The organism is Roseitalea sp. (assembly GCF_984466335.1).
In genome coordinates this window covers 1-7790 of sequence record NZ_CFIFWG010000150.1, presented here as the reverse complement: position 1 = coordinate 7790, position 7790 = coordinate 1, and the positions used below count along the sequence as shown (strand labels likewise).

Sequence of the window (7790 nt, the reverse complement as noted above, 5' to 3'; positions counted from 1 at the left end):
ATGTCGTCATCGAGTTGCAGATACCCGTCCACGGCCTCGGCGTCGCCCTCGAAGATGTAGTAGAACAGTTCGTTGCCGACCTCGACATCGAAGACCGGGAAATACTCGCTGATCGGGCAATTCGTGCTGGCCATGGTCAGGTGGTAGTTATGCATTTGCCCCGCATGGGGAACGACCGGGATCTGCGCGGCCTCGGCGATCGCGTTGATCTTCTGCGCCGCGGTGATGCCGCCCACCCGGTTGGTGTCGTATTGCAGCACGCTGACAGCCTTGCGGTTGATCAGTTCCGCGCAGCCGATCACGCTGAATTCGTGCTCTCCGCCCGAGATCGGCACGATCCCCATTGCATTGAGTTCGGCATAGCCTGCCACATCATCCGCTATCACCGGCTCTTCCAGCCAGCGGGGCTCGAACTTCGCCAGCTTGGGCAGCATCCGCTTGGCGTAGTCGAGGTTCCAGCCCATGTAGCATTCGAGCATGAGATCCACGTCATAGCCCAGCACCTCGCGCAGAGCCTCCACGCGCTTGAGGTTTTCGCGCATGCCCGCCATGCCGTCCTTGGGCCCGAACCCGAACCGCGACTTGAAGGCCTGATAGCCGTGGCTGGCGGCATCTTCGGCCTCGCGTTGCATGGCCTCGATGCCGTCTGCGTAAAGCTTGGAATAGTAGACCGGGATCTTCTCCTTTGTGCGCCCGCCCAGAAGCTTGAAGACCGGCTTGCCCACAAGCTTGCCCATCAGGTCCCAGATCGCGATGTCGATGGCCGAGATCGCGGTCATGCCGACGCCCTTGCGGCCCCAAGCATGGGTCCGGCGGTACATCTTTTCCCACAGATAGGCATAATCGAACGGGTCTTCGCCGATCACCAGCGGCGCATACCAATCGTCAATCGCCTGCTTGACGACCGAGGGCGCGAGCGCCGCGTTGCCGATGCCGATCGTGCCGTCCTCGGTCTCGACCTCGCAGGTCAGCCACTGGTGGAAGCGGAACGATGCCATCGCATCGCCCTTCATCCATAACGCATCGGAGGCATTCGTGCAGAAGTTCCCCTGGGGCGGCACAGTCGGGCCGGTCCAGTTCCAGACCCGTGTGCGGACAGATTTGATCTTGGTCATGACTTACTCTCCGGTGGGCGCCAGGGGGTCGCGTTGTTTGAACAAGCGCCAGACATACGGCCCGAACAGGGCGAGGATGGTGAGCGTGAAAAACAGCAGCGACAGCGGGCGGGTCAGCATCAGCCACCATTGATCGTCGAGCATGATCAGCGACTGCCCCAGGCGCTTTTCCAGCATGCCGCCGAGGATCAATCCGATGGCAAGCGGCACCACCGAATAGCCGAAGCGGCGCATGAAATAGCCAATCACACCGGCGGCGAGCGCGATGTAGACATCGAGCATCGACTGATCCAGCGCATAGGCCCCCACGATCGAGAAGGTAAAGACGATGGGCCAAAGGATCTGCACCGGAACGAAGGTGACGCGCGCGAAAAGCTTTGCCCCGAAAAGGCCCACGAAGATAAAGGTCACATTCACCAGCAGCATGGCCCAGAAGATCGCATAGGCGAATTCGGCCTGTTCGGTGAACATCGTCGGACCCGGCTGCAAGCCGTGCACCATCAGGCCCGCAAGGATCACCGCCGCCGTCGGGCTGCCGGGTATGCCGAGCGCCAGGGTCGGCACCATTGCACCGCCCGTGGCCGAGTTGTTGGCCGCCTCGGACCCGGCGATGCCCTCGACCGATCCCTTGCCGAACTCCTCCGGCGTTTTCGACCAGCGTCGCGCTTCGTTATACCCGATCATCGAGGCGACCGTTGCACCCTCCGCCGGCAGAATGCCGATGAACGTGCCGATTCCGGAGCTGCGCAGAATCGTTTTCCAGACCTTGCGATAATCCTCGCGCGAGGGAAGCTTGATGGCCCTCATCTGTATGAGCTTGCGCTCGGCCTGGAGCCGCTCGGCCTGCACCAGAAGCTCCGAAATGCCGAAAATCCCGATCATGACCGGCACGAAGCCGATCCCTTCGGACAGTTCGTTGAAGCCAAAGGTGAAGCGTTCAACCGTGGTCAGCAGGTCCTTGCCAACGGTGGCAAGCAGGATACCGAGCGCACCGGCGATGATGTTCTTCAAGGGTGTGCCGTCGCCGATCGTGGCCAGCATCGAGATGCCGAAGACCGTCAGCGCGAAATACTCGGGCGGCGCGAAGTTATAGGCCATGCGCGCCATGAGTGGCGCGGCCAGCATCAGACAGACCACCGAGATGATCCCGCCAATCGTCGAAGATACGGTCGCCATGCCAAGCGCTCGACCCGCTTCGCCACGTTGCGCCAGCGGAAAACCGTCCAAACAGGTTGTTGCGCTGGCGGATGTGCCCGGCGTGTTGATCAGGATAGCCGTGATCGCCCCTGCAAAGGTCGCCGCGCAGTAGATCGTGGTCAGGATCGCGATGGCCGGAATCGGGTCCATCGTTATGGTGAAGGGCAACAGGAGCGCGGCACCCGTGGTCGCGTTCAATCCCGGCAGCGCCCCAATGATGACCCCGCCGAGCGTGGCCGCAAAGAGCAACACGAGCAGTTGCGGCTCCATCAACGCGTAAAGCCCTGCGAAGAGCGGCTCCATCCTCGTTACCCGTACCAGAGGTTGGTCAGCACCCCGCGCGGGAAGCGGATTCTGAACACCTGATCGAAAAGCATGAAGATCAGCGCCGGGCTGAGAAGCGACACCAACCCGATACCCCAGATCCTGCGTTCACCCCATGTCCAGGCGAGCGCGCCGGCGAATACGCCCAGGGCCAGAAAAAGATCAACCCGTGAGACGAGCGCGAAGACCACGAACAATCCAAGACTGGTCCAAACGTTGAACGCGATCGGGCCGTGATCGGCGGGCGTATCAAAAATCATCACGAGGACCGACAGCGCCATGATCAGCAGCAGCAGCATCTGGGGAAAGTCTTCCGGCTGCATGCCCCGCAGGAGAATTGGCGGGACGCGGTCGAACTGCGTGCTCAGCCAATAGGCCACAAGGCAAAACACGATCGTGCCGCATGGAACCGCATAACGCGTCATCGGATAAACCCCGTGAACTGGGCGGCACCGGTCCGCCGTGCGAAAGGAGGCGAACCGGCATTTCGGGAGCGCTTACTCGATGAAGCCCAGCTCGCGCAGCGCGGCATCCATATCGGCTTGCATCGACGTCAGCTGACTGCCCCAGACATCGGAGCCCGCGACCGAGGCGGAATCCAGACCGACCGATGTCAGGAAGCCCTGGTACACGGTGTGGTTCATCGCGTTCAGCAGCGCCTCTTCGATCCGTGCCGCCACGTCGTCCGGCGTGTCGGCATGCACAACGAAGCCGCGCACCGTCGAGAAATTGGCATCGATGCCAAGTTCGGTGGCCGTTGACACATCCGGCAGCCCGCCCATGCGCTCCGGCGCCAGAACGACGATGGGGCAGATGTCCCCCGCCTCGATCTGAGAGCCCGCTTCGGCAAGGTTCAGGACCGCGACGTCAACAGCACCGGCGACAAGCTGCGTGGCAAGTTCGCCGCCGCCCTCGAAGGGTACGATCTTGGGCGTCGCCAATTCGCCCCGACGGGCGAACATAAAGGCCGACACGTCATCGATGCCACCCAGGTGAGTGGTGCCATAGGTCAGCGGATCTTCCCTTTGTGCGTCCACAAAGGCTTGGGCGGACTCATAAACACCGCAGCGTGTCATCAGGATCTGCGGATCGTCGGTGCCGCGCGCAATGGGGCGCACATCACCCAGCGTCATCCCGGTCTTGCCAAGCGCGACGGTGGCCGAGTGGCCGATGGTGAAAGTCAGGATGCTGTGACCGTCGGCGTCCTGGGTCAGGTAGTAGTCCATCGCCGCGGCTCCGCCCCCGCCGCGCTTGTTGACCACGACCATATCTTCTCCGAGCTCGCGGCGCGCCCGGATCATCATCATCCGAGTGGTAACATCCGTGCCGCCGCCGTTCCCGGCGTGAGTGATCACCTCGATGGTTTTGGACGGGTAATCCTGTGCGACGGCATCACCGCCAAAAACCGCCGCTGCGGCCGCGATAGCGAGTAGCTTCTTCATGTAGTCCTCCCTTGCAAAAGAGCAGTCCACGCTCGGCCGGCCATCTAGCATAGTGTTCGAAATTTTAAAATACCAAAATTTCACATGCCGTTCACCGATACCTGGACCCATCGCCCATATGGACCCAAGGCCGGTCATGCACCAACGATCAAACCGGGCCGCTCAGGTGCCAGTTCGCCCCAGGCGCTGCGTTACTGCTTCGCACTGTTTCTGAAAATCACCAGTCTGCGCATGATCTTTGACGTGGATGCGACCACTTCGATCCGGCAGGCCGAGGTCGAGATCACCAAGGATATGATCCTGCGAACCAGAGATCGCTTTGGCCTGTATCCAGAGAAACTGGCGGCCGACACGGTCTACGGTTCAGCGCCCATGCTGGGTTGGCTCGTCGAAGAGGAAGGGATCGAGCCGTCTATCCCGGCCATCCACTGCCCGGCAGGCGAGCGAAGCGCCGCCGAGAGGGGACGGGTCCGATCGCAAAGACGGCACCCTTTCGCGCGACGACCTTGCTTATGACGGCGACAACCAGAGCGGTTTGTCTTTGGCCGGCATCGTCTGAGCGCCGGGATTTTGTGATCCGGCAAGGCGCGCGGGACGACGCGGGGCGGGCACCGCAAGGCGCGCGCAACGCCGTCCAGAGCGCAAAAGACCAAGCGCGGGCGATGTGCGGCCCTTACGCGACCTCAATCGGTTGTCAGTTGTCGGTTGCCGGCCTCCGGCTTGGACGTCTTTTCCGCCGGCGGCGTCGTCAAAAGCCTCGCGCGATCATCGGATCGCGCCGCGGTGTTTTCCGCGCCGCGGCGAAAACCCTGTCCATCAATCCGCTCCCATCCAAAGACAAGCCGCTCTAGCGCAGTTCGCGGCGCAGGATCTTGCCGACATTGGTCTTGGGCAGCTCGTCGCGGAACTCGATATGCTTGGGCCGCTTATAGTTCGTCAGATGCTGGGCGCAATGGTCCTTGACGGCCTTTTCGGTCACGGCGTCATGGGCGCGCACGACGAACAGCTTGACCGCCTCGCCCGAATGCTCGTCGGGCACGCCGATGGCGGCCGCCTCGACCACGCCCTCGCAGCCGACGGCCACTTCCTCGACCTCGTTGGGATAGACGTTGAAGCCCGACACCAGGATCATGTCCTTCTTGCGGTCGACGATCTTGGTGTAGCCCTTGTCGTCCATGAAGCCCATGTCGCCGGAGCGGAAGAAGCCGTCCTCGGTCATCACATCGGCGGTCTCGTCAGGCCGGTTCCAATAGCCGGCCATCACCTGGGGGCCGCGAATGCAGATCTCGCCGACTTCGCCATAGGGGAGCGTCTTGCCGTCATCGTCGCGAATGGAGATGTCCGTCGAGGGCATGGGCAGGCCGATCGTGCCCGTGAACTCGGCCACGTCCAGCCGGTTGCCGGTGGCCACCGGGGAGGTCTCGGAAAGCCCGTAGCCCTCGGTGATCGCGCAGCCGGTCATCGCGTGCCAGCGTTCGGCGACCGGACGCTGCACGGCCATGCCGCCGCCGAAGGTCATGCGCAGATGGCCGAAGTCGAGCTTGGCGAAGTCCTCATTGTTCATCAGCGCGTTGAACAGCGTGTTCAGGCCGGGGAAGAAATGGAACTCGTGATTGCCCAGCTCCTTGACGAAGGCAGCAATGTCGCGCGGGTTGGGGATGAGGATGTTGTGTCCGCCCTCCTTGATGCCGACGAAGCCGTTCGCCGTCAGCGCGAAGATGTGGTAGAGCGGCAGCGCGCACACATAGTTGATTTCCTCGGGCTTGCCCTTGGCGTGATAGCCGACGTCGAGCCATGTCGAGCACTGCTCGGTATTGGCCAGGATGTTGGCATGGGTCAGCGTGGCCCCCTTGGAGACGCCCGTCGTGCCGCCGGTATATTGCAGGAAGGCGACGTCGCCATGGCCCAGTTCCGGCCGGTTTGGCGCCTTGCCCCTGGCGTCGGCGAGCACGGCCTTGAACTTGCGGTGCCCGTCAATGTGCCAGGCCGGCACCATCTTCTTCACCCGGCGCACGACGAGGTTCACGATGTGGCCCTTAAGGCCCATCATGTCGCCCATCGCGGTGACGATGGTGTGCTCGACCCCGGTCCGCCCGATCACCTGCTGCAGCGTGTTGGCGAAGTTCTCCAGGATCACGATCGCCCTGGCGCCGCTGTCCTTCAGCTGGTGCTCCAACTCGCGCGGCGTATAGAGCGGATTGACGTTGACCACCGTCAGCCCGGCCCGCAGCACGCCGGCCATGGCGACCGGATATTGCAGGATGTTGGGCATCATCAGCGCGACGCGGTCGCCCTTTTGCAGCCCCAGCGACTGCAGATGGGCGCCGAACGCGTTCGAGGCCGCGTCCAGTTCGCCATAGCGTATCGTCTTGCCCATGCAGGAGAAGGCGCGCCGCTCGGCGAAGCCGGAGAAGGACCGGTCGAGCAGATCGGCGATCGAGCGGTGTGCGAGGGGGGCGATCTCGGCCGGCGTGCCTTCGGGGTAGGATTGCAGCCAGATCCGGTCGATCCCGGCATTGGAGTTGGCCTGCGACGGCTGGCCGGCGCCGGATGCGCGTGTCGTGGCAGACTCTGCCATGGTTTCCTCCCAAAGCTGATGTGACGCGCATCACAGCGATGCCGGACCACATGGTGATCGTCGACCGCCCGCGGCGGCCGTGCCCCGCCCGGCGGGGCATCGTCATCCTCAGGTCATACTGAACTTAGCCGAAAGTCGCAAGCAATTCTGACGTATACGTCAATCGATCGCGCTCTCTGGCTGCCGGTGCCAAGGGTCAGAACCCGCCATGTTCGTCCAGGTGGCGTTGCTCGGCCCGGGTCGTCTTGCGCCCGAGCGCGGCGTTGCGGTGCGGGAAGCGCCCGAACCTGATGATGATGTCGCGGTGCAAACGGGCGAACTTGAGCGCCTCGCCATTGCCGAACGCCTCGAACAGGGCGACGCAACGGTCCTGGTGGGCAAGGTCCTCGGCGTGCATGAAGGGCATATAGAGGAAATGGCGCCCATCCTCGCCCAGCGTGGCGTCGAACCCGGCGGCGATCGCGCGGTCGGCCACGGCAAGCGCCCTGTCGTCGCTTTCGAACGCGCGGGCGCTGTCGCGGAACATGTTGCGCGGGAACTGGTCGAGCACGATCACGGCGGCGAGCGCCTCGCGGGGCGTTTTCGCCGGAACGGCATCGGGCACGGCTCGGATCGCCTCGTATGTCTCGCCGAACCGTTCGACGATGACCGCGTCCACGTCTGGCTCCTTCTTGAACCATTGTTCCTTGTCGAGTTCGCCGAACCAGAAGTTCAGGACCGTTTCGGACCAGTCAACGGGCATGGTTGCCTCCCTTTGCCTTATCCCGGGCGCCGCCGGGGCGCTTGCCGTCACGTCGGTATCGTCCGCGGCGCATTCAAGGCGCCGGCCCATCAGGCGGCTTTGGTGGCGGTCGCGGCATGGTGGTCTTGTGGTTTTGTGATTGACGCCTTGCGCTGGAAAAAGCCCTATTGAATGTTTAGCGACATCTGCGACGAGGCGCTCTTTTTTGACTGGCTGCTTGGCGATCGCCGGTTTCATCGCTTCCTTCCGCAGGGCCCGCTTCCGCATGGCCGCCAATCGTCCGCCGTCGAGCGTCGCTGCGGCGCCTATGGCGTCTCCTGCGCTCGGCACGCCCTTTGCGCTGTTCGACGAGTATCAGTCGAAGGAGAACGCCAAGCATACGCTCAGGGCGC

General features: G+C 63.1%; 6 protein-coding genes and 1 pseudogene. 1 reads left to right on the top strand and 6 read right to left on the bottom strand.

Annotated elements, in window-relative coordinates; genetic code table 11:
- From AC5E6L_RS12540 to AC5E6L_RS12525, 4 genes are all read right to left on the bottom strand, one after another.
- A partial coding sequence (locus AC5E6L_RS12540; RefSeq protein WP_491773703.1) for an L-rhamnonate dehydratase occupies positions 1 to 1115 on the bottom strand: 1115 nt, incomplete at its 3' end.
- A gap of 3 nt (positions 1116 to 1118) precedes the next feature.
- Positions 1119 to 2615 (bottom strand): tripartite tricarboxylate transporter permease, encoded by a 1497-nt coding sequence (locus AC5E6L_RS12535; RefSeq protein ID WP_491229005.1) that lies wholly within the window; start codon positions 2613 to 2615, stop codon positions 1119 to 1121.
- 5 nt (positions 2616 to 2620) lie between these two features.
- Positions 2621 to 3061 carry a tripartite tricarboxylate transporter TctB family protein gene (locus AC5E6L_RS12530; RefSeq protein WP_491773701.1) on the bottom strand — a complete coding sequence of 147 codons (441 nt, stop codon included), beginning with the start codon at positions 3059 to 3061 and terminating at the stop codon, positions 2621 to 2623.
- A 72-nt stretch (positions 3062 to 3133) separates the two neighbouring features.
- Positions 3134 to 4078, bottom strand: coding sequence for a Bug family tripartite tricarboxylate transporter substrate binding protein (locus AC5E6L_RS12525; protein ID WP_491773699.1), 945 nt, complete (start codon positions 4076 to 4078; stop codon positions 3134 to 3136).
- 231 nt (positions 4079 to 4309) lie between these two features.
- On the opposite strand from AC5E6L_RS12525, the pseudogene AC5E6L_RS12520 reads away from it, so the two are divergent.
- A pseudogene (locus tag AC5E6L_RS12520) lies at positions 4310 to 4595 on the top strand (hypothetical protein); the annotation flags it as partial.
- 330 nt (positions 4596 to 4925) lie between these two features.
- Here the strand turns inward: AC5E6L_RS12520 and AC5E6L_RS12515 are convergent.
- Both AC5E6L_RS12515 and AC5E6L_RS12510 read right to left on the bottom strand, forming a co-directional pair.
- Positions 4926 to 6656, bottom strand: coding sequence for a long-chain-fatty-acid--CoA ligase (locus AC5E6L_RS12515; RefSeq protein WP_491230863.1), 1731 nt, complete (start codon positions 6654 to 6656; stop codon positions 4926 to 4928).
- Positions 6657 to 6852: 196 nt separating this feature from the next.
- Positions 6853 to 7398 carry a DUF924 family protein gene (locus AC5E6L_RS12510; RefSeq protein WP_491773697.1) on the bottom strand — a complete coding sequence of 182 codons (546 nt, stop codon included), beginning with the start codon at positions 7396 to 7398 and terminating at the stop codon, positions 6853 to 6855.
- Positions 7399 to 7790: the final 392 nt, after the last annotated feature.

Bases quoted from the DNA above. Each gene is read 5' to 3' on its own strand.
- AC5E6L_RS12535 (WP_491229005.1), bottom strand. From the start codon at position 2,615: ATGGAGCCGCTCTTCGCAGGGCTTTACGCGTTGATGGAGCCGCAACTG.
- AC5E6L_RS12515 (WP_491230863.1), bottom strand. From the start codon at position 6,656: ATGGCAGAGTCTGCCACGACACGCGCATCCGGCGCCGGCCAGCCGTCG.
- AC5E6L_RS12525 (WP_491773699.1), bottom strand. From the start codon at position 4,078: ATGAAGAAGCTACTCGCTATCGCGGCCGCAGCGGCGGTTTTTGGCGGT.
- AC5E6L_RS12510 (WP_491773697.1), bottom strand. From the start codon at position 7,398: ATGCCCGTTGACTGGTCCGAAACGGTCCTGAACTTCTGGTTCGGCGAA.
- AC5E6L_RS12530 (WP_491773701.1), bottom strand. From the start codon at position 3,061: ATGACGCGTTATGCGGTTCCATGCGGCACGATCGTGTTTTGCCTTGTG.